Origin of the sequence: Serratia sp. 506_PEND (assembly GCF_001076875.1) — a bacterium.
In the GTDB taxonomy this organism is placed as follows: Bacteria; Pseudomonadota; Gammaproteobacteria; order Enterobacterales; family Enterobacteriaceae; genus Serratia; species Serratia marcescens.
The window spans coordinates 1-24399 of record NZ_JVEL01000207.1 but is presented as its reverse complement, the minus strand read 5'-3'; the positions used below and the strand labels follow the sequence as shown (position 1 = coordinate 24399).

Sequence of the window (24399 nt, the reverse complement as noted above, 5' to 3'; positions counted from 1 at the left end):
ATATGATCGGCATCGGCGGCGTGGAAGGCGACGTGCGGCGCATCAACGTGCGCGCCACCGAAATCCAGCTCAGCGACCGTTCCACCATGATCGTACCGAACTCGCAGCTGATCTCGCAGAACGTGCGCAACGCCACCATGGGCAACGCGCAAGGGGTAGTGACCATCGCGTTGACGTTCCCGACCTCCATCGATCCGGAGCAGGTGCGCAATATCTTGCTCAGCGCCTATAACGAGTACGAAACCATTCTGGATACGCCGGCGCCTTACGTGCGCTTTAGCCAACTGGGGCCAGACGGCATTATCCTGAGCGTGACCGGCTACGTGCCGAGCCCGCGCATGGTCGGCGCCACCAAGAGCGAACTGCTGTTCAATATCCTCAAGCTGCTGCGCGCGCAGGAAGTGAGCCTGTCCAGCCCGCAAGAAGTGGTGTTTATGAAACAGCAGGCGACGCGGTATCAGGCCAACGAAGAGGAACACTCCTCCTAGTCCAGCCCTGAGGAGGCGGGCCGTTAAGTGACGGCCCGCCGAGCGTGGCTAGTACATCGACGGCTCCACCGATTGCGAGCAGTCGCTGTTGGCGCTGGATTTGGTGCAGGTGTAAGGTTCATTCGGCGATGCCGAAGGCGCATTCGATGGGCCGCCGCCGCCGCCGATACAACCGCTCAGCATCAACGTCAAAAACACGAGAATTATCTTCTTCATCTCACCGTCCTCCATTGCGATTCCTCCTTTAAGTATATGCAGGGAAAGCGAACGGCACCGTTCGCCGCTGCGATCTATACTCCCTTGATGCCGTGTCGATGCTCAACCTCGGCGAATGAGGGGAGAAAGATGCAAACCGACGACGATTTGACCCGCTTTGCCGCGCAGGGCGCGCCGCCGTTGCCGCCCGGTTCCTGGCAGGGTTTTGTCGAACACGACGGCGCACACATCTGGTATGCGGTCTATGGCGCTGACCCGACGGTGATCCTGCTGCACGGCGGCCTGGGCCACAGCGGCAACTGGGGGTATCAACTGCCGGCGCTGCTGGCCGCCGGGTATGGCGTGCTGGTCATCGACAGCCGCGGGCACGGGCGCAGCACGCGCGACGCCCGGCCATACCGTTACGATCGCATGGCCGATGATCTGTTGGCGGTAATGGACGCGTTGCGGATCCCGCACGCCGCGCTGGCGGGCTGGAGCGATGGCGCCTGTGTTGCGCTTATCGCCGCCCACCGGGCGCCGCAGCGGGTGGACGGCGTTTTTTTCTTCGGCTGTAATATGGACGCCAGCGGCGTTAAACCGCCCGCGTCCAACCCCATCGTCGAGCGCTGTTTTGCGCGCCATGCGCAGGACTATGCCGCCTTGTCGCCGACGCCGGACGATTTCGAGGCGTTCGTCGCCGCCGTGAGCCTGATGATGAGCAGCCAGCCGGACTACCGCGCACAGGATTTGGCGGCCATTCGCGTGCCGGTGACGGTTGTTCACAGCGAACACGATGAGTTTATCCGCGCCGAACATGCCGCCTACCTGAGCGACAGCATCCCCGGCGCCCGTCTGGTGACGCTGCCGGGCGTCAGCCACTTCGCGCCGCTGCAGCGGCCGGCATTGTTCAACCGCGCGCTGTTGGATTTTCTCGCCGGTGTGATGTGCCGCGGCCGGCGCAAAGAAAACGGGCGCCAAACGGCGCCCAAGGCGTGACAGGTTAGAAATCGACCGTCGCCTGCAGGCTCAGGCTGCGCGGTTCACCCTCAATCACGCGTAAGTTACCGGCGCTGGAGGCATAGTATTCGCGGTTGAACAGGTTTTTCACATTCAGTTTCAGCTGAGTATGTTTCCCCAGCAGCTTGCTGTCCCAGGCGACAAAGGCATCCGCCACGGTATAGGCCGGCATGGTGAAACTGTTCTCCGGATCGCCGGCGCGGCGGCCGACGTAGCGCGCGCCGCCGCCAATGCGCACCTCGCCGGGCACCACCGGCAATGTCATGCGGTGGCTGAGGTACAGGCCGCCCATGTTGGTTGGGGCGTTGACCAGCCGATTGCCGACGTTGTCCGGGTTGAGGTTGTCTTCGACAATTTCGGTTTTGTCGTAGCTGTAGCTGGCGGTGAGATCCCAGTTGCGCGCCACTTCGCCGTTCAACTCCAGTTCGACGCCGGTGGAACGCGCTTTGGGGATGCTGCGGGTCACGCCGTTGATAAAGATCGACATGTTGCTTTCATCGATGCGATAGAGCGCCAGCGTGGCGTCAAACGCCGGGGTGATCTGCCATTTTCCGCCTACCTCATAGGTGGTGCCGGTTTCCGGCGTGGCGACGTCGCCATTGTCGTCGATAGCGGTGGACGGCGTGAACGAACGGCTGTAATTGCCGTACAGCGACAGACTCGGCGTCAGCTTATACACCAACCCCGCCTGCGGCAAAAACTGGTCATCTTTGTCATTGAGCGTATTTTTCGGTTTCTGGAAACCGTTGCTGTTGTTCTGATAATACGACTGATAGCGCGCGCCCAGCACCGCGATCCATTGATCGGTGAGATGAATGCTGTCCTTGGCGTACAGGGAACGGCTGAACAGCGTGGCGCGCAGGTTGCTTGACGCGTCACTGTAAGTGGTGCTGTCGGTGGCCGGCGTTTCGCCATACACCGGATCGTACATGTTGAAGGTCTTCGAGACCTTGCCGCGATAGGAATAGGCTTTGTAGGTCTGATTCTTCTCGTAGTCCACGCCCAGCAGCAGGTCGTGCTGCATGCCGAACAGCTGCGGCGAGCCGGTCAGATCCCAGGAGTAATAGTGGGTTTGATGATTGAAACCGCGGTTGGCGTCGGCGCGGCGCGAGACGATGCCGGTCGTGGTGTCGACCGCGGTGGCGCGCACTTCGTTGCTGTCGTAACGGCGTTGCAGCCAGGCGTAGTTGAAGCGGGTCGTCCAGATCGGATCCAGCGCGTACTCATAATGGGCGTTCAGACGTTTGTTCTTGCCCCAGGCATGGTTAGCGTAGTCATCCAAGCGGCGGTTATAGGGCACATCGACCGGCTTGCCGTCGATAAATGCGGTGCCGCGATCGTAAGGAATGTCGTACTTGTATTCGCTGTAGGCGATGTTAAAGGAAGCCTGGTCGCCGAACCAACTGAGCGAGGGGGCGATCAGCGTGTGTTCGTCGCTGCCGAAATTGCGCCAGTAATCTGCGTGCTGGCGTTCGGCGATCAGGCGAAAGGCGAAGCCGCCGCCCAGCGGGCCGGTCACATCGACGCTGCCGCTGCCGCCGCCAACACTGTTGGTGGCGCCGCTGATGCGGGTGTTCCAGTCATACTGCGGTTTTTTGCTGATCAGGTTGATGACGCCGCCGGGGCTGAGGATGCCATACAGCAGCGAAGCGGAACCTTTCAGGACCTCAACGCGATCGGTGGTGGCGTCCATGCTCAGCCCCTGGTTGCTGCGCACGCCGTCGATGAAGACCGAGCCGTCGGAGTTAACCCCGAACCCGCGTTTGACGAAGCCATCCTCCGTGCCGCCGAGCGTGTTGCCCTGGGTGACGCCGCTGACGAACTTCATCGCGTCATTGACGCTTTTGACCTGGAAGTCGTCAATGACCTGAGAGGTGACGACGCTGACCGATTGCGGCACCTCGGCGATCGGCGCGGCGGTCTTGCCGGCGGTCGAAGCGGTATCGGCGCTATAGCTGCCGATAGGTTGGGCCGTGGCGGTTACCGTAATGGATTCCTCCGTTTTCGCGCCGGTCGCGGCGGCGATCGCCAGCACGGGGAACAAACCGGCAAACAGGGGCAGCGCGTGAAGAACGTGATTTTTATTTCTTTGAGTGGGGGGGCGAAGAACTGACTGGTGCATATAATTCCGTGAAAAATAATAAATAGTAACGATTATCATTTGTGCATTTTGAATAGTGGGCAATGCCTGTATCCCTTAACTGCACGATTTAATTTTGTCTTTAAAGTAAAAGACGGCGATTTTGCCGGTAAAAAATCGGCTGGGTGGCAATAACGATCGTAGTGACGGGAGATTCACGACAGTTTGTTCGCCAGATAGGTGATTACTGTCAATATATTGATACACAAATATATTTTTCCTAGATGAATAAACAGATGTCCGGGCCGGCAAAACTGGCAATAATAGGCGAGTCGGCCGCTTATCTTCTCCTCATCGTCGACGGTTGTGACACGAACAGATTGTCACCTTACGCTAGCGGAAGTCTCTGGATCCAAGATGCAAACCACCTCGTTGTCCGATACCCGGAAAATTTGGCCCGCGCTCATCATTTTTTTGCTGGTGTTCACTCTGTGTCTGTTGGGCATCGTGAGTCGTCCCGGCAGTTTTCTGGCAATATTCTGGCCGGTGAACGCCGTACTGCTGGCGGTTCTGGTGCGGCGGCCACAGTGGGCTACGCGGGCCGGCTGGGGCATGGCGGTGCTGGGCTATCTGGCGGCGGACCTGCTGACCGGCAGTTCGCTGCAAAAGGCGCTGCTGCTGAACGCCGCCAATCTGACCGGCGTCGTGGTGGGGTATCTGTTGTTCATGCGGCTGTCGCCGCCGGCGCGCACGTTGCAGCGTGGCGCTTCCAGCATGTACCTGTTCGGCATCTGCCTGGCTGCCGCCGCCACGACCGGCGCGGTGGGCGCCGCAACTTCGCAGTGGCTGTTCGGCAGACCGTATCTGACCTCGCTGGCGCTGTGGTTCTCGTCCGAATTCACCAACTACGTCACGCTGATGCCGTTTATTCTGGCGTTTCCCGCCGATTGGCGACGTCGCCTTGCGGCGGCCGGCGCCCTGTTCACCCAGCGCAGCCAATGGCCGCGCGCGGGACGAAAACTCACGGTATTGGCGCTGCTGTTGCTGGCGGCGGTGTGCAGCGTGCTGATCGGCGGCCCCGGGGCGGTGATCTTTCCCATGCCGGTGCTGCTGTGGCTGGCGATGTCCTTCTCATTGTTCTGCACCATGATTGCGGTGCTGATTTATGTGCTGTGGTGCCATCTGGCGATCGATTTCGGGTTGCTTAGCGCGACGCTCGACATGAAAGTGTTGCAAAACGCGGTATCGATGCGTTTGGGCATCGCGCTGTTGGCGCTGGGGCCCATCGCCGTGGCCAGCATGAACTATGCGCGTAATGCGCTGCTGCGCACGCTGGAGCACGTGGCGAATCACGATGCGTTAACGCACGTGCTGACGCGCAATGCGTTTATGCAGCGCGGCGAACGGTTGATAGACCAAAAGGGCGAGCTGGTGTGCGTCATGATGCTCGATATCGACTATTTCAAATCGATTAATGACCGTTTTGGCCATGCCGGCGGCGATCAGGCGCTGATGGCCTTTACCCGCGCGATCGCCGCCGATCTGAGCGTCGGTGACCTGTTCGGCCGCATGGGAGGCGAAGAGTTCGCCATCGTTTCGACGCTCGGCCAGCCACAGCAGGGGTTGCAGCTGGCCGAACGGCTGCGGCAACGCATCGAAACGGAGTCCATCCTCATGCCGGCTGGGCACCCGCTGCAGATCACCGTCAGCATCGGCATGGTGACCTGCCCGGGCGGTTCCGGCCACAGCCTGGCCGACCTGCTCAAACTGGCGGATCTGGCGGTATACAAAGCGAAAAACGCCGGCCGTAACCGGGTCGCCACGCCGGAATCTTACCCTCCGAACGATCCTGACCGCTGAACTTCCGATCCGGGTTGCGCGCCCGCCGTCTAAACTGGTAGGGGGCGCAGGCAACGTCGCCCGCGCTGAACCGACTGTCCTTAATCAGACAAGAGGATGCCAGGATGAAATACGTAGACGGTTTTGTGGTGGCGGTGCCGGCCGCCAACAAGGAGGCCTATCACCGGTTGGCGGCCGCAGCGGCGCCGCTGTTCAAAGAGTTTGGCGCCACGCGCATCGTGGAGTGTTGGGGCGATGACGTGCCCGACGGCAAGCTCACCGACTTTCGCGGCGCGGTGAAAGCCCAGGAAGACGAAGTGGTGGTGTTCAGTTGGATAGAGTACCCCTCAAAGGCGGTGCGCGACGCCGCCAACGAGAAAATGATGAACGATCCGCGCATGAAGGCGCTGGGCGAGATGCCGTTTGACGGCAAACGCATGATCTTTGGCGGGTTCGCGCCGATCCTCGATGCGTAAAGGAGGCGCAAATGGCCAGAATTACGCAACATCTGTGGTTTGAAAAGGACATGGAAGCGGCGCTGAATTGCTATGTCGCGCTGATCCCCGGTTCGTCCGTGAACTGGTTTTCCGACCTGCCGGCGGATACGCCGAGCGGCCCGGCCGGCAGCGTGAAGCTGGCTTCCTTCACGCTGGGCGACCAGCGCTACGCGGCGATCGAAGCCGGGCCGCTGGATCCGTTTAACCACAGCTTCTCCGTGATGGTGGAATGTGACGATCAGGCGGAAGTCGACCGGCTATGGGATGCCTTGAGCGAGGGCGGCGAGGCGGAGCAGTGCGGCTGGCTGCGCGATCGCTGGGGGCTGTGCTGGCAGATCGTGCCGCGGCGCCTGACGGAGTTGATGAACGATCCGGACGCCGCTCGTGTGCGGCGGGTCACGGAAGCGATGCTGCTGATGGGCAAAATCGACATCGCCGGGTTGGAAGCGGCGGCGCGGGGCTAGCGGAAAGAGAACGAGGGAGAGAAAGGATGCATCGAGAACGGCACAGTATCGAACGCATCGGCTGGCTGCGGGCGGCGGTGCTCGGCGCCAACGACGGCATCGTTTCAACGGCCAGCCTGCTGCTGGGCGTCGCGGCGGCCAGCGCCTCGCATTCCGCGCTGATGATCGCCGGCGTCGCCGGGTGGGTGGCCGGCGCAATGTCGATGGCCACCGGCGAGTATGTGTCGGTCTCGTCGCAAGCGGATACCGAAAAGGCCGCGCTGGCGGAAGAGCAGGCGGAGCTGCTTGAAGACTACCCGGGGGAGTTTCGCGAACTGACGTCAATCTACGTGCATCGCGGTCTGGATCCGGCGCTGGCCCGGCAGGTGGCGGAAAAGCTGATGGCGCATGATGCGCTGGAGGCGCACGCGCGCGACGAGCTGGGCATTTCCTCCGCCACCCGCGCCCGGCCGCTGCAGGCCGCGTTGGCATCGGCTTTGAGTTTCTCCCTCGGCGCGCTGCTGCCGCTGCTGGTGGCGCTGTGGGCACCGGTCGCCTGGACGCGGCCGGCGCTGGTGGCCTCGGCGCTGATTTCCCTCGGCGTTCTCGGCGGCATCGCCGCGAAAACCGGCGGGGCGCCGATCTTGCCGGGCGTGGCGCGCATTCTCATCTGGAGCGCACTGGCGATGGCAGTTTCTTCCGGCGTCGGCCTGCTGTTTGGCGTGACGGCCGGCTAACGCCGCGTTTGCATCAATCTATTGCACCTCAAGCTCAGAATTTATCATTTGTCAGCCGTCGGCGTTCGCGGCAAGGTGACGGCAACGCCAACATCAGTCAGGGACACTTATGCAGAAATCACAGATCCTATCGTGGGTCGCCCAGCATCCGCTGTTGCAACGCATGGTCGCGCTAGAGCCGATCACCTGGTTCAATCCACGCGCGACAACGTTGGCCACAGGGCTGCCCCACGTTGGGCTGACCGCCGCCGACGTCGCCGACGCGGAGCAGCGCCTGGCGCGATTCGCGCCTTATCTCGCCGCGGCCTTCCCGGAAACCCAACCCACAAAGGGGATCATCGAATCCGAGCTGGTGGCGATCCCCGCCATGCAGCAGGCGTTGGATCGGCGCTATGGGCAGTCGTTGGGCGGGCGCCTGCTGTTGAAAAAGGACAGCCATCTGCCGATTTCCGGCTCAATCAAGGCGCGCGGCGGCATCTATGAGGTGCTGACGCATGCGGAGAAACTGGCGCTGGAGGCGGGGCTGCTACAGATCGGCGACGACTACGCCCGACTGTTTTCCGACGCGTTTCGTCAGTTCTTCAGCCAGTACCGCATCGCCGTCGGCTCGACCGGCAATCTGGGATTATCGATCGGCATCATCAGCGCCCGGCTGGGGTTTGACGTCAGCGTGCACATGTCGGCGGATGCGCGAGAGTGGAAAAAACAGAAGCTGCGCGACAATGGCGTGACGGTGGTGGAATACGCCGACGATTACGGCGTGGCGGTCGAACAAGGGCGCCAACAGGCGGCGAACGATCCGAATTGCTTCTTTATCGACGATGAAAATTCACAAACCCTGTTCCTCGGCTACGCGGTGGCGGGCGGCCGTCTGAAGCGGCAGTTTGCCGAACAGGGCATTGTGGTGGACGCGCAGCATCCGCTGTTCGTGTATCTGCCGTGCGGCGTCGGCGGTGGGCCGGGCGGTGTGGCCTTTGGCCTCAAGCTGGCGTTCGGCGATCACGTTCACTGCATTTTCGCCGAACCGACCCATTCCCCCTGCATGCTGCTCGGCGTCTACAGCGGGTTGCATGACGGCATTGCGGTGCAAGATCTCGGCATCGACAACCGCACGGCGGCGGACGGGTTGGCGGTGGGGCGCGCCTCCGGCTTTGTCGGCCGGGCGATGGAGCGCTTACTGAGCGCGTTTTACACGCTGAGCGATGAAGAGATGTTTGCGCTGCTCGGGTTGTTGGACCGGCACGAGCATATCCAGCTGGAGCCATCCGCGTTGGCGGGCATGGCCGGGCCGTGGCGCGTTGCAGCCCATGCCAGGGCGCTCAGCGAGCAAGGCATCAGCGCCGAGAGTCTGGCGCAGGCGACGCATCTGGTGTGGGCGACCGGCGGCGGCATGGTGCCGGCGGCGGAAATGGCGAAGTATCTCGCCGCCGGGCAGGCGGCGGAGTAAGGCGCAGTAAAAAGGGGCGAAAATCGCCCCTGATTGTCTGTCGTGCGGTTACAGCTGTTCGCCGTTGCTGGCGATCACCCGGCGATACCAGTCGAAGCTTTTCTTGCGCGAACGTTCGAGCGTGCCGGTGCCGTCGTCGTGTTTGTCGACGTAGATGAACCCGTAGCGTTTGCTGTACTCACCGGTGGTGAATGACACGCAGTCGATGCAGCCCCACGGCGTGTAGCCGATCAGATCTACGCCGTCTTCAATCACCGCTTTCTTCATCTCTTCGATATGGGCGCGCAGATAGTCGATGCGATAGTCATCGTTGATCTGGCCGTCCGCTTCCACCTTATCGAAGGCGCCGAAGCCGTTCTCCACGATAAACAGCGGCTTCTGGTAGCGTTCATACAACACGTTCAGCGAATAGCGCAGCCCGACCGGATCGATCTGCCAGCCCCAGTCGGAGGCCTTGACGTACGGGTTCGGCACATTGCCCGGGAAGCCGAACATGCCGTCGCTGCCTTCCACCGCGTTGGCCTGCAGCGCGTTGCTCATGTAGTAGCTGAAGCCGATGTAGTCGGTGCAGCCCTCGCGCAGGATCTGCGCGTCCTGCGGCTGCATCTCGATCTTCAGCCCTTTGCGTTCCCAATCGCGCAGCAGGTAGCTGGGATAGTAGCCGCGCATTTGCACGTCGGTGTACAGATAGCGCTGGTGCATCGCTTCCACGGCGTACATCACGTCGTCCGGCTTGCAGGAGTAAGGGTAAAACGGCACGCAGGCCAGCATGCAGCCGATCTTGAATTCCGGGTTGATCTGATGACCGAGTTTGACCACCTGCGCGCTGGCGACGAACTGGTGGTGCAACACCTGGTACAGCGCCTGCTCAGGGTTGTCTTCCTGGGTGTAGTCCACGCCGGAACAGCAGTAGCCGAACAGCGGGTAGCGGTAGTTGCTCTGGTTGTTGATTTCGTTGAAGGTCATCCAGTACTTCACCTTCTCGCGGTAGCGGCGCATCACCACTTCGCTAAAGCGCACGAAGAACTCCACCACCCGTCGATTTTTCCAGCCGCCGTAGGCTTTCACCAAATGGTAAGGCATTTCGAAGTGCGACAGGGTGATCACCGGCTGGATGCCGTATTTCAGCAACTCGTCGAACAGGTCGTCGTAAAACTGCAGGCCGGCTTCGTTCGGCGTTGCTTCGTCGCCGTTCGGGAAGATGCGCGTCCAGGCGATCGAAGTGCGGAAGCATTTGAAACCCATCTCGGCGAACAGCGCCACGTCCTGCTTGTAGCGGCCGTAGAAATCCACCGCTTCATGGTTGGGGTAACGGTAGCCGTCGAGCACGCCGTCGGTCATCACGCGATCGACGCCGTGCGAACCGCCGGACAGCACGTCGGCGATGCTTGGCCCTTTGCCGCCCCGATCCCAACCGCCTTCAACCTGGTGCGCGGCGACCGCGCCTCCCCACAGAAAATCTTTCGGCAACTGTTTCATCGTCAATGTCTCATCTTATTTAATGAAGGATAATAACGCTTGCATTGTCAATAGAGTAACAAGACCGAAAGAAATGTCACGATATAACAAATCGCCGTACAAAGTGATTTGTCACAATAAAAAAACAGCCTGTTTTATTTTTCCGAATTAATATGCCCAAGCCGTTTGCCGATGGTTTCAATAATGTAAAGCACGGGGATCTGCGTGGTGATATTGTGATGCCCGCCGATCAAATGCTGCGGCACGTGGTAGGAGAGATTAAAGTCCGCCAGCCGCGCCAGCGAAGAGGTTTCGTTGTTGGTGATGCTGATGATCTTGCAGTGGTGCAGGCTGAACTGGCTCGCCAGTCGCAGGATCTCTTCGGTCTCGCCGGAGACCGACAACATGATCGCCACCGCGTTTTTATACATATCGCTGTTGACGGGATAATAAGGATCGTCGATATGTGTGCTGAATTTCCCGACGTTGGAAAAGAAACGCGCGCCATATTTCCCCAAGGCGCCAGAGGTGCTGATGCCGACGAAAATAATCCGCTCGGCGGCGGCGATATGGTGCGCCGCTTCATCGAGTAACTGATTAAATTCGTCGTTGCTGACGCTTTTAAAAAAACTGAGAATTTCGCCGATGCCGGAATCGACCGGCGGCGCATCGGTTTGCTCCAGATACAGTTTGAAACGGATGCGAAATTCTGAATAACCGTCACAACCCATTTTTTTGCAAAATCGCAGCACGGTGGTGGTGGACACGCCGGCGGCCTCGGCCAGCTCGCGGATGGTCATGTACATCACTTGATTTTTGTGTTTGCTGACGTAGTTATAAACCATCAGCTCCAGGGCGTTGAGCTCGGCGATTGCTTTATGGGTAAACATGAGTCGATCCGGCGGCTGAAAACGGGACATTCATCTGCGGGTTACCATAGCAAAATTCGCCGCTGCCGGCACTGCCGAACAAAAAGAAAAGCCGCACCAGTCAGGGGCGGCCCAGGGTTCACGACGAACAAATTAAAGCAAAAACGTTCCGGAAGACATGCCATGAAAACGCGTTTCATCACACAGGGTTAGCATAGGCCAACTGATGCCGGCGGCAAAATGCCGGTTTCTGCTTTCTAAAGCCAACGCGCGGCAAAAGCTATGGCGCCTCGGGTTTATCTTCTGACCAGCGGGCGGCGTTGACATCCACCTTAACCGGCAGCAGCCCGATGGCGGTGAATTTATCCGCCAACTGTTGTTGCTGCCTGAACACCTCCGGCGACATGCGCTGGCTGCCGAACGGCATGCGAGCGATGGCTCTGGCCCAAATGGCCTGATCCAGGCCGGTGCTCTGAGCGAGGATCGCCGCCGCTTCCTGTGGATGCCCGTTGGCCCAGTCGCTCAGCGCGCCGAGCTGTTGAATCACCTGTTTGGCGCTGTCCGGGTACGTTTCGGCAAAGCGGCGGCTGGCGAGATAGAAGGTGTAGTGCGGCACCAGGCCTTCCGCGTCTTTCAGCAGGCGGGCGTTGGCACGGGTTTCCACCTCGGCGTAGTAGGGATCCCAAATCACCCAGGCGTCGACGCTGCCGCGCTGGAAGGCGGCGCGGGCATCGCTCGGCGGCAGATAGACCGGCGTGATGTCCTTGTAGCTCAAGCCGGCCTGTTCCAGCGCGCTCACCAGCAGGTAATTGACGTCAGATCCTTTGTTCAACGCCACGCGTTTGCCTTTCAAATCGGCCACGGAGCGGATCGGCGAATCCTGCGGCACCACGATGGCTTCGGTTTTCGGGCTGGGCGGCGAATGCGCCAAATAAACCAGATCGGCCTTGGCGGCTTGCGCGAAGGCCGGCGGGGCGTCGCCGGTCGCCGCCAGATCGATGCTGCCGACGTTCAATCCTTCCAGCATCTGCGGGCCGGCGGGGAATTCTATCCAGCGAACCTTGACGCCCTGCGGCTCAAGGGCTTTTTCCAGCGTGCCGCGGTATTTCAGCAGCGCAAAAATGTTGGCTTTCTGGTAACCGATGGTGATTTGCTGCGGTTTCTCCTGCGCGCCGGCCGGCAGGCTAAACAGGCCGAGCAGCAGGGCGGCGATCAGCGGCGTTGTGAGTTTTCTCATCCTGATTTTCCGATAGGCAAGTGAACGATAGCGATGACGCGCTGGGCGTAACGCCATGAAACGGCATTTAAATTTTCCTGCGGCGGGATAAGGGCGATGATAATGAGCGGCGCAGTGGCGTGTAAAGCGCCCGCTTATGCTGAATAATGCCTTGTTTAGCCATAAATGAGCTTAAGCGGGAGAGGGGGGCATGACGCTATGCCGCGTCACGCTCGCGCGAACGCCCCAGCAACAGCGGCACCAGCAGATACAGGGCGGCGGCCGACGCCCAGACCAGGCCGGGCCAGACATCGCGCGTGGCGGCATACAGCGCCGTCGCCACCAGCGGCCCCGCGACGCCGATCAGGCTGCCCATGCTGGCCAGCGTCCCTTGCAGCTCGCCCTGATGGTCATCGTCCATCTTGTGCGCCATCAACGCCTGCAGCGCCGGCAGCGCCATGCCGCCCGCGGCGAAGAACGGCAGCAGCGCAAAGGGCGCCCAGCCGCGCGTGGCGATCGATAACAGCATCAGACCCAGCGCGTCGGCCGCCAGGCCGATCAGCAGCGCCTTGCGTTCGCCGAGCCGTGCGACCAGCGGGCCGATGGCGAAGGCCTGCGACAGCGCGTGGCAGGTGCCGTAACCGGCCAGCGACAGGCCCGCCACCATCATGCTCCAGCCGAAACGATCCTGACCGTATAAAATCCATAGCGTGGCCGGCGCCTGTGAAACCAGCGCCATGATCAGGTAAATGCCGGCCAGCGGCAGCAGGCCCGGTTTGCCGTGCAGCCGTCGCAATGACGAAAAGGGATTGAGGCGGATTTTCTCGGCGGCGCGGGCGCGGGGTTTGCGCGATTCCGGCAGCAGGAAAAACGCCATGATCAGGTTGAGGGCATTCATCGCCGCCGCCGCCAGGAAGGGCGCATGCAGATGCCATTCGCCCAGCGAGCCACCGAGCAGCGGGCCGACGATAAAGCCGACGCCGAACACCGCGCCCACCAGGCCAAAACGCCGCGCGCGCTGGCCGGCAGGAGTAATATCGGTAACGTAAGCGGTGGCGACCGCCATGTTGGCGCCGGTGATGCCCGCCAGCAACCGGCCCAGATAGAGCCAGGCCAGCGTCGGCGCGAACGCCATCAGCAGGTAGTCGGCCGCTGCGCCGGCGAGTGAAATCAACAGCACCGGCCGCCGGCCGAAGCGATCGCTCAACGCGCCGAGGATCGGTGAAAACAGGAATTGCATCAACGCATAGGCCGCCAGCAGGGCGCCGTAGTGCAGGCTGCCGGCCTCAAGACCGCCCAGCGAGCGCAACAGCGCCGGCAGGATCGGCATGATCAGACCGATGCCCACCGCATCCAGCAACACCGTCAACAAAATAACCCACATAGGTTTTTTCAAAATTGCGACTCTAACAGTGATAGAGTATTGAGTATTTCACAGTTACCCTATCAGTGATAGAGAGATGAGCGAAAAAAATACTGCGATGCGTTTAACGCGTGAAACCGTCCTGCGCGGGGCGCTGGCGCTGCTGAATGAGATCGGCATCGATGCGCTGAGCACCCGTCGCCTGGCGCAACACCTCGGCGTGCAATCTCCCACGCTCTATTGGCATTTCAAGAACAAAGCCGAGCTGTTGAAAGCGATGGCGGAAACCATCATGTTGGATCACCGTGAAGAGCTGCCCGCCGATATGCCCTGGCAGGATTGGGTTGTCACCAATGCCGGCAACTTTCGTCGGGCTCTGCTGGCTTACCGCGACGGCGCGCGTCTGCACGCCGGCACCCGGCCGCAGGAGTCGCAATTCGCCATTATCGAGGCCAAGGTGGCGCTGCTGTGCCGGGCGGGCTTGACGCCTGAACGCGCGGTGAATGTGCTGTTCGCCGTCGGGCGCTTCGTCGTAGGCTGGGTGCTGGAAGAGCAGCAAATGCAGCCGGACGATACGCTGAATGACGCCGATCGCCAGCGTTACCCGCTGCTGTGCGAAGGCTGGGACACTTTGCAGGATAAGGGCGCAGACGCGCTGTTCGAAGCCAGCGTGCGGCTGTTGGTCGACGGCGCCGAGGCCGGACTGGCAATCGACAATAATCACGGGCGGCAATCATAAAAGCGCGCTTATCTATCGGAAATTTATAGAAAATACCCACTTTTCGTTAAAGCCATGGCGGCTACATTCCCTTAACATCATCAAGTCTTTTGATGATAATTATTAGCATGCTGCTCAATTATTCGCCGCAGTGATGTTACGGATTAAATCCGTTTGTTTAAGGGATAGTTTCACCATGGAAATCAATGTTAATGGCCGGGTGGTTCCACTCGGCGATATCTCGCCCGAGACCCCGCTGTTGTACGTTTTACGCAACGATCTGCACTTGAATGGCCCCAAATACGGCTGCGGCCTGGGGGAGTGCGGCGCCTGCACGGTGCTTATCGACGGCGTCGCCGCTCGCTCCTGCTCAATGCCGCTGGCCGCGGTAGGAAGCAAGTCCGTCACCACGCTGGAAGGGCTGGGAACAGCGGAAACGCCGCACCCGGTGCAGCAAGGGTTTATCGATGAGCAGGCGGCGCAGTGCGGTTACTGCGCCAACGGCATGATCATGACGCTGGTCGCGTTGTTCGAACGCGAGCCGGATGCAGATGAACAGACAATCAAGAAAGAGCTGGCCTACAACCTGTGCCGCTGCGGCACCCACCTTGAGATCTTGCGCGCCGCCGAGCGCGCCCGCGATCTGCTGGCTGCGCGGAGGCAAGCATGAGCCGCCTCGAACTGACCCGCCGACAATTGTTGCAAGCCGGCGGTGTGGTAATGGTCAGCAGTCTGCTGCCCGCGCCGTTTAACGCCTTCGCCGCCGAGGCGGTTGTAGCGCCTGCCGATCTGCCGCTGGACAGGGTAGACAGCTTTATCAGCCTCACCGCCGACGGCCGGGTGACGGCCTTCAATGGCCACGTCGATCTCGGCACCGGCATTCGCACCGCGCTGGCGCAGATCGTCGCCGACGAAATTTGCGTGCCGTTTGAGCACGTCACGATGATCCTGGGCGATACGCAACGCACGCCGGATCAGGGGCCGACCATCGCCAGCGCCACCATCCAGGTCACGTCGGTGCCGCTGCGCCAGGCGGCGGCGCAGGTGCGACATATGCTGACGGCGCTGGCGGCCAAAGCCTTCGAGCTGCCGGCCGACCAGCTGACGGCGGCGGCGGGACAGGTGTTTGTGACCAAGCACCCGGGGCGTTCCTTGAGCTATGCGCAGCTGGCGAGCGGGCAGAATCTGCACGTGGCGCTGGATAAAAACGTGCCGCTGAACGGTGAACAGCAGAATCGCTACGTCGGCCGCGCCGTTGCCCGAGTCGACATTCCGGCCAAAGTGAGCGGTGGGCTGACCTACGTGCACGATCTGCGTTTGCCCGGCATGCTGCATGGCCGGGTGGTGCGGCCGCCTTACGTAGGCGCCGACAGCAGCGCCCCGCTGGGCGGCGGCCTGTTGTCGGTGGATGAACGTTCGATCGCGCACCTGCCGGGCATCGTGAAACTGGTGGTGATCAACGATTTCATCGGCATCGTGGCCGAGCGCGAAGAGCAGGCGATCGCCGCCATGCGTCGGCTGAAAACCGAGTGGAAACCCTGGGCCGGCTTGCCGGATCTGTCGCCGGAAGCGCTGCCCGCCGCGCTGGAGGCCAACCCGAAAACCGATCGCGTGCTGCGCGACGATGCGGGCACGGATGCCGCGCTGGCGGAGCTGCATACTGAAGTGCGGGCGGATTATGTCTGGCCCTACCATCAGCACGCCTCGATCGGCCCTTCCTGCGCGGTGGCGGAGGTTAAAGACGGGCGGGCGCAGGTGTGGTCCGGCACGCAAAACCCGCACGATCTGCGCAAAGACATCGCCACGCTGCTCGAGTTGCCGTCTGAGCAGGTGCACATCACCCGCATGGAAGCCTCCGGCTGCTATGGCCGCAACTGCGCCGACGACGTCTCGGCGGACGCGGCGCTGTTGGCGCGGGCGACCGGCCGCCCGGTGCGGGTGCAGTTGATGCGCGAACAGGAGTCCGGCTGGGAGCCGAAGGGCACCGGTCAGCTGATCCGGGTGCGCGGCGGCCTCGACGCGCAAAATCGGGTGGCGGCTTACGAGTTGAAAACCAGCTATCCCTCCAACAATGCGGTGACCTTGCCGCTGGTGTTGACCGGCAAGGTGGCCAACCGGGCCGACGTGCAACAGATGGGCGATCGCACCGCCATTCCGCAATACGCGTATCCGCACATGCGGGTGATCTGTCAGGACGCCGCGCCGATCGTGCGGGCGTCGTGGATGCGCGGCGTTTCGGCGCTGCCCAACGTGTTCGCCCATGAATCCTGGATCGACGAGCTGGCCTGGCGCGCCGGCGAGGACCCGATCGCGTTTCGCCTGCGTTACCTGAACGATCCGCGCGCGGTGGCCTTGATTGAGGCCCTGAAGCGCCAGGCTAACTGGCAAGACGGCCCGGCGCACCGCTCGCGCGCCGCCGGGGCCGAAGTGGTGAGCGGCCGCGGTTTCGCCTATGCGCGCTATTTCCACAGCAAATTCCCCGGCTTCGGCGCCGCCTGGGCGGCCTGGGTGTGCGATCTCAGCGTCAATCGCCTTTCTGGGCAGATCACGCTCAATAAAATCTTCGTGGCGCATGATTGCGGCCGGATGATCAATCCGGCCGGGGTGCGCCATCAGGTGCACGGCAACATTATCCAATCCGCCAGCAGGGTGCTGAAAGAGTTTGTGACCTTCAACGCGTCGGGCGTGACGTCATTGGACTGGGGCGGCTATCCGATCCTGCGCTTTGACGAATTGCCGCAGATCGATATCCAACTGATCGACCGCCCGGACGAAGCGCCGATGGGCGCAGGAGAGTCCGCCTCGGTGCCGAGTGCGGCGGCGATCGGCAACGCGCTGTTTGACGCCCTCGGCGTGCGCCTGCGCGAGGTGCCGTTCACACCGGCGCGGGTGCTCGCTGCGCTGCGCGCTCAGGCCGGCCATTAACCCCCCGTAACGAACAAGGACAGCAAAGATGAGTAAGATGAAAAAAATCGTCGGGTGGGGCGGCGTCACGGTGATCGCCGTTGTGGTCGCCGGCGTGGTCGCCAGTTGGCAGCCGGAAATCGCGCCGCTCGCCGCCGATGCGACCCACAGTTTCAGCGAGGCGCAGATCGCGCGCGGCAAAACGTTAGCCGATCTCGGCGACTGCGCCGTGTGCCACACCCGTGCGGGCGGCGAGCGCAACACCGGCGGGCTGGCGATGGAAATCCCCTTCGGCACCATTTACACCACCAACATCACGCCGGATGTGGAAACCGGCATCGGCAGCTGGAGCTACGCGGCGTTCGAGCGCGCCATGCGCCACGGCGTCGATCGCCAGGGCCGCTATCTCTATCCGGCGTTTCCCTATACCGCCTTTACCCGCACCCGCGACGACGATCTGCAGGCGCTGTACGCCTACCTGATGTCACAGCCGGCGGTCAAATACCGGCCACCGGCCACCGATTTGCACTTTCCGTTCAATATTCGCCAGGGCATCTTTGCCTGGAACCTGCTGTTCCTGACGCCGGGCGCGATGCAGGACGAGGCGGCCCAGAGCGCCGACTGGAACCGCGGCGCGTACCTGGTCGAAGGGCTGGGGCACTGCAGCGCCTGCCATTCGCCGCGCAACGTGCTGTTCGGCGAAAAAACCGGTGGCGATCATTTGGCCGGCGGCGTGGCGGAGGGATGGACGGCGCCGGCGTTGACCGGCCGCTCGCCCGCGCCGCTCGATTGGACGCAGCAGGATCTGGTCGAGTTTATGCGCACCGGCTACTCGGCCAACCACGGCGTCGCCGCCGGCCCGATGGCGCCGGTGATCGAAGAAGGGCTGTCGCGCTTGCCGCAGGCCGATCTGCAGGCGATCGCCGTCTATCTGCGCAGCTATCATCCTGAAACGGCGGCGGGCGCTACGGCGGCAACGTTAAACGCTCAGGCGGAACGGCAGGTGGAGCCTCTGAGTTCGGAAGGGGCGCGGTTGTTTTCCGGCGCCTGCATGGCGTGCCATGCGCAGGAAAAAGGCGCGCAGATGGCGGGAGTGCGGCCGTCACTGGCGCTGAACACCAACCTGTTCGCCGAGGCGCCGGACAACGCCATTCGCGTGGTGCTCGATGGCATACAGCGGCCGGCGAACGCCGAGCTGGGCTATATGCCGGGCTTTCGCCATAACCTGGATGACGCGCAGATCGCCATCCTGCTCAACTACCTGCGGCAGCACTATGCCGGTCAGGCGCCGTGGCCAGACTTGGCGGCGCAGGTCGGCCGCTTGCGCGCCGAAACCGCGCAGAAATAGCCGCCGGGGGGTGGACAGCCGCGCCGCGTTGACGACAATAGAACTTTTAACATGGACAGAGGCAGTAAAATGAATACGTTAGACGCGATCCGCCAACGCCGCGCCACCAAGCAGTTTGATACGCAGCACGTGATGTCGCTCGAAGAAAAAAAAGCGCTGTTGAACATTGCGCTGCAGGGCGCACCCAGCGCGTTTAACCTGCAGCACTGGCGCCCGCTGCTGATCGAAGATCGCGCACAGCGCGAGAAAATTCGCGAAGCGGCGTGGGGGCAGGCGCAGGTGACCGACGCATCGATGCTGGTCGTGCTGTGCGGCGATCTGTCGAGCTGGGAGTCACAGGTAAAAACCGTTTGGGCCGAGGCGGCGGAGCCGGTACAGCAGTTCATGATCCCGGCCGTCGATCAGTATTATCGTGGTAAGCCGCAGGTGCAGCGCGACGAGGTGATGCGCAGCAGCGGCATCTTCGCCCAGACGCTGATGCTGGCGGCCAAGGCGCAGGGTTACGACTCTTGCCCGATGGACGGGTTTGATTTCGACGCGGTGGGCGAGATTATCAACAAACCGGCTCACTATCAGATCGCGCTGATGGTCGCCATCGGCAAGGCGGCGGGGCAGCCTTATCCGCGCATCGGCAAACTGCCGTTCGACGAGGTGGTGAAAACCGATCGCTTCTGAGCTGAACGGTGAATGACAAAAGGGAAGGCTTGCGCCTTCCCTTATTTTTTTGTGACGCACAGTTCGTTCCAGTAGCTGAAACGGATGCGCCGTTGCAGGCGGTGATGCCACATAGAAAAACTCCTTCTACCCTACACGGTTTAAATAAATAGCACCGCGCCGGACACAAGGCGAATGCCTTATTGTGCATAGCTTGCCCATCGGGCGGGATTAACTGATTTTACCGGCTTGGTGCGCGGCGGACGCCCATCGCCAGCCGAAGTTCATGCCCGCCGCCGCGCCGAGAATGGCCAGCGTGCCCAGCAGCTGCAACAGGCTGAGACGGTGCCCGAACGCCGCCCAGTCCACCACGATCGCCACCGCCGGGTAGATGAACGACAGCGCGCCGACCAGAGCGGTGGGGATTTTCTGGATCGCGCCATAGAGTAACGTGGACATCAACCCGGTATGCACCAGGCCGAGGGTAGCCAGCAGCAGCCAGTCGGTCGGTTTCGCGGGAAGGTGGGCCAGAGCGGCGAACGGCGCCATCGCCAGCGCGCCGACGGTCAGTTGAATCAACACGATGAGCTGCGGCGGCAACGCGGCCAGCTGTTTGACGATCGCCGCCGCCAGGGCGTACATCAGGGCCGCGCCCAGCGCCAGCGCCACGCCGAGCAGATAGTCGCCTTCGCCGCCACCGCTCTGCCGGCCGGTGACGATCAACAGCATCCCCGCGAACGCCAGCAGAAGCCAGCCCAGCCGGTTAGCCGTCAGTTTTTCGCCGAACAGCAGCGCCCCCAGCGCCACCAACATAAACGGCTGAACGTGGTAGGTCACGGTGGCGACAGCGATCGAAGCGTGCTGATAGGCAGCAAACAATAGCGTCCAGTTGAGCACCAGCGCGATACCCCCGAGGATGGCGACAGCCAGCTGCCGCCGGTTGATCGCGCCGGGTTTCAACTGCCCAAGCGCGGCGCAGGTGGCCAGCATCGCCAGCGCGCCGAACGCGCAGCGCCAAAACACCACCGTGGCGGGCGGCTGCCCTAAAACGAGTACCGGCCAACCGACGGTGCCGGAGATCGTCATGGCGAGGATCATTTGCACTGCGCCGCGCGTTTTCGTTTTCATGTCATTTTCCTCGTTGCCTGGCCGTGCTTGTGATGAAGCCGTTTAGTCATTAAAATGAACAATCGGACATTATGATGAACATGGTTGACTCTGTTCGTCAAGTCGAACAATTGAACGGTATAATGAACAATGAGCGATAACCTGATGCAGAACATCACGCCGATCGGCCTCTTGTCGGCGGCAATCCGCCGTGAGCGGGAGCGATTGAATCTGTCGGTGACCGAGCTGGCGAAGCGCGCAGGCATCGCCAAATCCACGCTGTCGCAGCTCGAGGCCGGCAGCGGCAATCCCAGCCTGGAAACGCTGTGGGCGTTGGCGATGGCGCTGGATGTGCCGGTCAGCCGGCTGATTTCACAGCCGAGCAGGCCGGTGCAAGTGATCCGCGCCGATGAAGGAACGCCGGCGCTGTCGGAGCAGGGCAACTACGCCGCCACGCTGCTGGCCACCTGCCCGCCGGGCGCGCAGCGCGACATTTACCGGCTGCGGGTGCAACCTGGTGAAACGAAATGCTCGCGGCCGCATCCGCCGGGCACCGTCGAGCACGTGATCATCAGCAGTGGACGGGCGCGCCTTGGCCCGGCGGATCAGCCGCAGGTGCTGAGCGCCGGGGATTACATCAGTTACTCCGCCGATCGCGAGCATATTTTCGAAGCGCTGGAGCCGGAGACCACCGCCGTCATGTTGATCGAGCAGGGCTAGCGCGGCGTTGACGGTTCGTTTATTGAAAATGATTCTCAATTATATTAGTGTGCCCGCCTGTTTTGACGCCGGGACGGGCGTATGGCCCGGTGTCGCTGCTTAACGCCCTTCAAGGACCGAAGATGAAAATCGCTATTCCTTCCATACTGTTACTCGCCGGTTTGACGGCGACGCATCCGGCCACCGTGTTGGCCGCTGCACCGCCCGCTGCGGCGGATCAGGGCCAGAACGATACGGCCAACAACGATTTCAGCTTCGTGCGCTATCGTGCGGATTATCGCGTTAACGCCAACGCCACCAACGTGAAGACGGAAAGCTACGAAGTGCTGCTGAAAACCAAGGCGGCGGTCGAAAAATTCAGCCAGATCCGCCTGAGCTACAGCGAGAAAATGGAAACGCTGGAGGTGGTCGCCGCCTATACGCTGACCGCCGACGGCCAGCGCCACGATGTGGCGCCCGATCGCATCTATACCCAGGAAAGCTATTCCAGCGCCACGGCGCCGCTGTATGCCGACCGCAAAGTGCGCGTCATCGTGTTCTCCAATCTGGCGCCGGACTCGCGCGTGGTGTACGAACTGCGCCGCACGCAGAACACCCCGTATTTCCCTGACTATTTTGGCCTGTGGGAGACCTTCAGCGTTTTCGATCAGTTCGACGACGCCGAAGTGACCCTGCAGGCGCCGGCCAAGCTGCCGATGCATATCTTCACGCGCGGCGTCGAGGGCGGGGACCAACCGCAGATCCGCAACGGCCAAGCGCACTGGCGCTGGCATTATTCGCGCAGCGCGCCGATGAAGGCGCAAAACTGGGCGGCGGACAGCTGGACCTTCAGCCCGACCATCATGGCCAGCACCTACCGCGAGTGGCCGCAGTTGGCCAAGGCCTACCAGCTGAAGGCCGGCGCGGCGGCGAAGGTGACGCCGGGCATTCAGGCGCTGGCGGACAACATCACCGCCGGCATCAGCGATCGGCGCGAGCAGGCGGAGGCCCTCTATCGCTGGGTGGCGCAAAACATTCGCTACGTGGCGGTGTACCTGGGCAACGGCGGGCTGGAGCCGAATTCGGCGCAGAGCATTCTCGATAATCACTATGGCGACTGTAAGGATCACGTGGTGATCCTGGAGGCGCTGCTCGCCGCCAAGGGCATTGAAAGCTCGCCGGTGCTGATCGGCATGGATGAAGGCCCGATACTGCCTAACGTGCCGCTGCTCGGCCGCTTTAATCACGCCATCACCTACGTGCCGGAGTTCAATTTGTACCTGGACTCCACCAATCCCTGGGCGCGGTTCGGCCAACTGCCGGAGGGCGATCTGGGGGCGCCGGTGCTGCTCACGCGCGACGCCAAACTGGCGCGCACGCCGGGCAGCGACGAGCAGCCGGTCAACAGCGCGCTGAGCGTCGATTTTGTGTTCGACAAGGCGGGCAATCTGCATGGTCAAACCGAGCGCCGGCTGAGCGAAGTGGAAGAGATTGACCTGCGGGGCTACTTCTCGCAGATCAACCGCCAGAACCGGGCGCAGGCCGAAGCGACGATCATGTCCGCCTCCGGCATCGACGGCAGCGGTGAGGTGGCGATGAACAGCGATCCGCTGGATCTCAAAAAGCAGTTCGGTTACCGCTTCCGCTTCAAGGCGGACGACTACGTCGATTTCGGCGTGGTGGGCGGCATGACGTTGCCCAACCCGCCCGGCGGCAAATCGTTCCGCACGCTGTATACCACCACGGCGGCGCCGGGCAACGAAACCCCGTTCTACTGCACCGCGCAGCGCTACGACGAAACCTACCGTCTGCAGCTGCCGGCCAACGTGCCGATTATCGCCATTCCGCAAGACAGGCAGTTCCGCAATGCGGCGGGCGACTATCGCGTCGCGTGGCGGCGTGACGGGCAGCAGGTGACCGTCAATCACCGCCTGCAGGTGAACGCCATTCGCGGCAAGGAAGCGCTGTGCCAGGCGCAGGATTACCCGGCGTTCCGCGAGCTGTTCCAGCAGGTGCGGCGCGGTTTCCGCGGCCAGGTGGTGTACGGCGAATTGGCCAACGGCAAATAAGCCGCTGCCCCGTAGTCGGATAAAAATGGCCCCCACTCAGATGCCAGTGGGGGCCGTAGCGTTCCCACTAAGCGATCTTAACCGCACGCACCTCTTTGGATCTCAACTTCACGCGGATTGGCACCGATTTGTACGAAGGCGTGCCGCTCTCCTCATCGATGTAATGCAGCGGCACCAGCACGTTGGCTTCCGGGTAGTAGGCGCCGACCGATCCGGCTGAGATGTTGTAGGCGATCACCGTGATGCCTTCCAGGCGCTGGGTGCTGCCGGGCAGCGCCGTTTCCAGATCGACCACGTCGCCATGCTCCAGCCCCAAACGTTGCAGATCGCTGTCATTCATAAACAGCACGTCGCGCCGGCCGAAAACCCCGCGATAGCGGTCATCCAGGGCATAAATGGTGGTGTTGTACTGATCGTGGCTGCGCAGGGTGATCAGCCGCAGCGTATTTTGTTCCGCCGCAATCTGGTCTTCATGTAACCCGCTGAACACCGAAAACATCGCTTTGCCCGTCGCCGTCGGCCACTGGCGCTCGGTCGGCGGCAGCGGCATGCGGAAACCGCCGGGTTGGCGAATGCGCGCGTTGTAATCGTCGAAGCCCGGAATGGTTTTTTCGATCAGATCGCGGATCACGTCGTAATCTTCGATCAGTTCATCCCAGGGCACCTTGCTGGCGGGTATCACCGCTTTGGCCATGCCGGCCACAATGGCGGGTTCCGAACGTAACAGCTCCGACGCCGGTTTTAATTTGCCGGACGAGGCATGCACCATCGACATCGAATCCTCCACCGTCACCGATTGCCGCCCGCCGGCCTGCATGTCCAGTTCGGTGCGGCCCAGGCAGGGCAGAATGAGGGTTTCTTTCGCCACCAACAGATGGCTGCGGTTGAGTTTGGTGCCGATATGCACGCTTAACTCCAGCGCTTTCATCGCCGGGAAGCTCTGATCGGGGTCCGGCAGCGCCACGGCGAAGTTTCCGCCCAGGCAGATCAACGCCTTCGAGGCGCCGTCGATCATCGCCTGCATGCATTTCACGGCATCGTGACCGTGGGCCTTGGGCGGCGTGAAGCCAAACACCGTTTCCAACTTCGCCAAAAATTCGGCCGAGGGTTTTTCGGTGATGCCGACGGTGCGATTGCCCTGCACGTTAGAGTGGCCGCGCAGCGGGCAAATGCCGGCGCCCGGTTTGCCGATGTTGCCGCGCAGCAGCAACAGGTCAGCGATCAGGCGCACGTTGGCCGTCCCTTTAT

The 24399-nt window shown here is 61.9% G+C and carries 22 protein-coding genes; 14 read left to right on the top strand and 8 right to left on the bottom strand.

Features of this window, described 5'->3' with window-relative positions; genetic code table 11:
* Window positions 1–488 (top strand): mechanosensitive ion channel family protein (locus ADK28_RS05120; protein WP_048795062.1); only part of this gene is annotated, 488 nt, incomplete at its 5' end.
* Between the two features lie 48 nt (window positions 489–536).
* Here the strand turns inward: ADK28_RS05120 and ADK28_RS05115 are convergent.
* The gene (locus tag ADK28_RS05115) at window positions 537–704 is read right to left on the bottom strand and encodes a hypothetical protein (RefSeq protein WP_227944600.1); all 168 of its coding nucleotides are present in this window, start codon (window positions 702–704) and stop codon (window positions 537–539) included.
* A gap of 129 nt (window positions 705–833) precedes the next feature.
* Here ADK28_RS05115 and ADK28_RS05110 point away from each other — a divergent pair, with 129 nt between their 5' ends.
* Complete coding sequence (locus ADK28_RS05110; protein ID WP_048795061.1) at window positions 834–1682, top strand: alpha/beta fold hydrolase; 849 nt, start codon at window positions 834–836, stop codon at window positions 1680–1682.
* Between the two features lie 4 nt (window positions 1683–1686).
* Here ADK28_RS05110 and ADK28_RS05105 read toward each other — a convergent pair whose 3' ends face one another.
* Window positions 1687–3747, bottom strand: a complete 2061-nt coding sequence (locus ADK28_RS05105; protein WP_048795060.1) for a TonB-dependent siderophore receptor — start codon at window positions 3745–3747, stop codon at window positions 1687–1689.
* A 453-nt stretch (window positions 3748–4200) separates the two neighbouring features.
* Between ADK28_RS05105 and ADK28_RS05100 the strand changes: the two genes are divergently transcribed.
* The 5 genes from ADK28_RS05100 to ADK28_RS05080 all read left to right on the top strand — a co-directional run bounded on the left by ADK28_RS05100 (window position 4201) and on the right by ADK28_RS05080 (window position 8746).
* The gene (locus ADK28_RS05100; protein ID WP_048795059.1) at window positions 4201–5643 is read left to right on the top strand and encodes a GGDEF domain-containing protein; all 1443 of its coding nucleotides are present in this window, start codon (window positions 4201–4203) and stop codon (window positions 5641–5643) included.
* A 104-nt stretch (window positions 5644–5747) separates the two neighbouring features.
* Window positions 5748–6098: a DUF1428 domain-containing protein gene (locus ADK28_RS05095; RefSeq protein WP_025302905.1), complete on the top strand. Its 351-nt coding sequence runs from the start codon at window positions 5748–5750 to the stop codon at window positions 6096–6098.
* A gap of 11 nt (window positions 6099–6109) precedes the next feature.
* Window positions 6110–6583, top strand: coding sequence for a VOC family protein (locus ADK28_RS05090; protein WP_015377932.1), 474 nt, complete (start codon window positions 6110–6112; stop codon window positions 6581–6583).
* 26 nt (window positions 6584–6609) lie between these two features.
* Window positions 6610–7299, top strand: a complete 690-nt coding sequence (locus ADK28_RS05085; RefSeq protein ID WP_033640227.1) for a VIT1/CCC1 transporter family protein — start codon at window positions 6610–6612, stop codon at window positions 7297–7299.
* A 109-nt stretch (window positions 7300–7408) separates the two neighbouring features.
* Complete coding sequence (locus ADK28_RS05080) at window positions 7409–8746, top strand: D-serine ammonia-lyase (RefSeq protein WP_048795058.1); 1338 nt, start codon at window positions 7409–7411, stop codon at window positions 8744–8746.
* Window positions 8747–8794: 48 nt separating this feature from the next.
* On the opposite strand, the gene ADK28_RS05075 is transcribed toward ADK28_RS05080, so the two are convergent.
* From ADK28_RS05075 to tet(41), 4 genes are all read right to left on the bottom strand, one after another.
* The gene (locus tag ADK28_RS05075; protein WP_089184643.1) at window positions 8795–10231 is read right to left on the bottom strand and encodes a 6-phospho-beta-glucosidase; all 1437 of its coding nucleotides are present in this window, start codon (window positions 10229–10231) and stop codon (window positions 8795–8797) included.
* A 128-nt stretch (window positions 10232–10359) separates the two neighbouring features.
* Window positions 10360–11094 carry a MurR/RpiR family transcriptional regulator gene (locus tag ADK28_RS05070; protein WP_016927659.1) on the bottom strand — a complete coding sequence of 245 codons (735 nt, stop codon included), beginning with the start codon at window positions 11092–11094 and terminating at the stop codon, window positions 10360–10362.
* Window positions 11095–11353: 259 nt separating this feature from the next.
* Window positions 11354–12310 carry a sulfonate ABC transporter substrate-binding protein gene (locus tag ADK28_RS05065; protein ID WP_016927660.1) on the bottom strand — a complete coding sequence of 319 codons (957 nt, stop codon included), beginning with the start codon at window positions 12308–12310 and terminating at the stop codon, window positions 11354–11356.
* Window positions 12311–12506: 196 nt separating this feature from the next.
* On the bottom strand, window positions 12507–13685 hold the full coding sequence (gene tet(41) / locus ADK28_RS05060) for a tetracycline efflux MFS transporter Tet(41) (protein WP_065426236.1): 1179 nt from the start codon (window positions 13683–13685) through the stop codon (window positions 12507–12509).
* Window positions 13686–13749: 64 nt separating this feature from the next.
* On the opposite strand from tet(41), the gene tetR reads away from it, so the two are divergent.
* The 5 genes from tetR (at window position 13750) to ADK28_RS05035 (ending at window position 19297) form a co-directional block, all read left to right on the top strand.
* Complete coding sequence (gene tetR / locus ADK28_RS05055) at window positions 13750–14391, top strand: tetracycline resistance transcriptional repressor TetR (RefSeq protein WP_033640232.1); 642 nt, start codon at window positions 13750–13752, stop codon at window positions 14389–14391.
* Window positions 14392–14566: 175 nt separating this feature from the next.
* Entirely contained in the window at window positions 14567–15040 is a 474-nt protein-coding gene (locus tag ADK28_RS05050) for a (2Fe-2S)-binding protein (protein ID WP_033640233.1), read from the top strand.
* Window positions 15037–17295, top strand: coding sequence for a xanthine dehydrogenase family protein molybdopterin-binding subunit (locus tag ADK28_RS05045; protein ID WP_048795056.1), 2259 nt, complete (start codon window positions 15037–15039; stop codon window positions 17293–17295). The genes ADK28_RS05050 and ADK28_RS05045 overlap by 4 nt, the downstream gene beginning before the upstream one ends.
* Before the next feature lie 28 nt (window positions 17296–17323).
* On the top strand, window positions 17324–18622 hold the full coding sequence (locus tag ADK28_RS05040; RefSeq protein ID WP_048795055.1) for a c-type cytochrome: 1299 nt from the start codon (window positions 17324–17326) through the stop codon (window positions 18620–18622).
* A gap of 69 nt (window positions 18623–18691) precedes the next feature.
* A complete protein-coding gene (locus ADK28_RS05035) occupies window positions 18692–19297 on the top strand; it encodes a nitroreductase family protein (protein ID WP_048795054.1) in 606 nt (201 codons plus the stop codon).
* Between the two features lie 210 nt (window positions 19298–19507).
* On the opposite strand, the gene ADK28_RS05030 is transcribed toward ADK28_RS05035, so the two are convergent.
* Window positions 19508–20404 (bottom strand): DMT family transporter, encoded by an 897-nt coding sequence (locus tag ADK28_RS05030; protein WP_048795053.1) that lies wholly within the window; start codon window positions 20402–20404, stop codon window positions 19508–19510.
* A gap of 129 nt (window positions 20405–20533) precedes the next feature.
* Between ADK28_RS05030 and ADK28_RS05025 the strand changes: the two genes are divergently transcribed.
* Window positions 20534–21103: a helix-turn-helix domain-containing protein gene (locus ADK28_RS05025; protein ID WP_033640241.1), complete on the top strand. Its 570-nt coding sequence runs from the start codon at window positions 20534–20536 to the stop codon at window positions 21101–21103.
* 122 nt (window positions 21104–21225) lie between these two features.
* The gene (locus ADK28_RS05020) at window positions 21226–23151 is read left to right on the top strand and encodes a DUF3857 domain-containing protein (RefSeq protein WP_048795052.1); all 1926 of its coding nucleotides are present in this window, start codon (window positions 21226–21228) and stop codon (window positions 23149–23151) included.
* 67 nt (window positions 23152–23218) lie between these two features.
* Here ADK28_RS05020 and ADK28_RS05015 read toward each other — a convergent pair.
* Window positions 23219–24399: molybdopterin dinucleotide binding domain-containing protein (locus tag ADK28_RS05015; RefSeq protein WP_048795051.1), on the bottom strand; the 1181-nt coding region annotated here is incomplete at its 5' end.

Bases quoted from the DNA above. Each gene is read 5' to 3' on its own strand.
- ADK28_RS05090 (WP_015377932.1), top strand. From the start codon at position 6,110: ATGGCCAGAATTACGCAACATCTGTGGTTTGAAAAGGACATGGAAGCG.
- ADK28_RS05030 (WP_048795053.1), bottom strand. From the start codon at position 20,404: ATGAAAACGAAAACGCGCGGCGCAGTGCAAATGATCCTCGCCATGACG.
- ADK28_RS05045 (WP_048795056.1), top strand. From the start codon at position 15,037: ATGAGCCGCCTCGAACTGACCCGCCGACAATTGTTGCAAGCCGGCGGT.
- ADK28_RS05085 (WP_033640227.1), top strand. From the start codon at position 6,610: ATGCATCGAGAACGGCACAGTATCGAACGCATCGGCTGGCTGCGGGCG.
- ADK28_RS05050 (WP_033640233.1), top strand. From the start codon at position 14,567: ATGGAAATCAATGTTAATGGCCGGGTGGTTCCACTCGGCGATATCTCG.
- ADK28_RS05040 (WP_048795055.1), top strand. From the start codon at position 17,324: ATGAGTAAGATGAAAAAAATCGTCGGGTGGGGCGGCGTCACGGTGATC.
- ADK28_RS05035 (WP_048795054.1), top strand. From the start codon at position 18,692: ATGAATACGTTAGACGCGATCCGCCAACGCCGCGCCACCAAGCAGTTT.
- ADK28_RS05100 (WP_048795059.1), top strand. From the start codon at position 4,201: ATGCAAACCACCTCGTTGTCCGATACCCGGAAAATTTGGCCCGCGCTC.
- ADK28_RS05110 (WP_048795061.1), top strand. From the start codon at position 834: ATGCAAACCGACGACGATTTGACCCGCTTTGCCGCGCAGGGCGCGCCG.
- ADK28_RS05095 (WP_025302905.1), top strand. From the start codon at position 5,748: ATGAAATACGTAGACGGTTTTGTGGTGGCGGTGCCGGCCGCCAACAAG.
- ADK28_RS05070 (WP_016927659.1), bottom strand. From the start codon at position 11,094: ATGTTTACCCATAAAGCAATCGCCGAGCTCAACGCCCTGGAGCTGATG.
- ADK28_RS05065 (WP_016927660.1), bottom strand. From the start codon at position 12,310: ATGAGAAAACTCACAACGCCGCTGATCGCCGCCCTGCTGCTCGGCCTG.
- tetR (WP_033640232.1), top strand. From the start codon at position 13,750: ATGAGCGAAAAAAATACTGCGATGCGTTTAACGCGTGAAACCGTCCTG.
- ADK28_RS05025 (WP_033640241.1), top strand. From the start codon at position 20,534: ATGAGCGATAACCTGATGCAGAACATCACGCCGATCGGCCTCTTGTCG.
- ADK28_RS05020 (WP_048795052.1), top strand. From the start codon at position 21,226: ATGAAAATCGCTATTCCTTCCATACTGTTACTCGCCGGTTTGACGGCG.
- ADK28_RS05115 (WP_227944600.1), bottom strand. From the start codon at position 704: ATGAAGAAGATAATTCTCGTGTTTTTGACGTTGATGCTGAGCGGTTGT.
- ADK28_RS05080 (WP_048795058.1), top strand. From the start codon at position 7,409: ATGCAGAAATCACAGATCCTATCGTGGGTCGCCCAGCATCCGCTGTTG.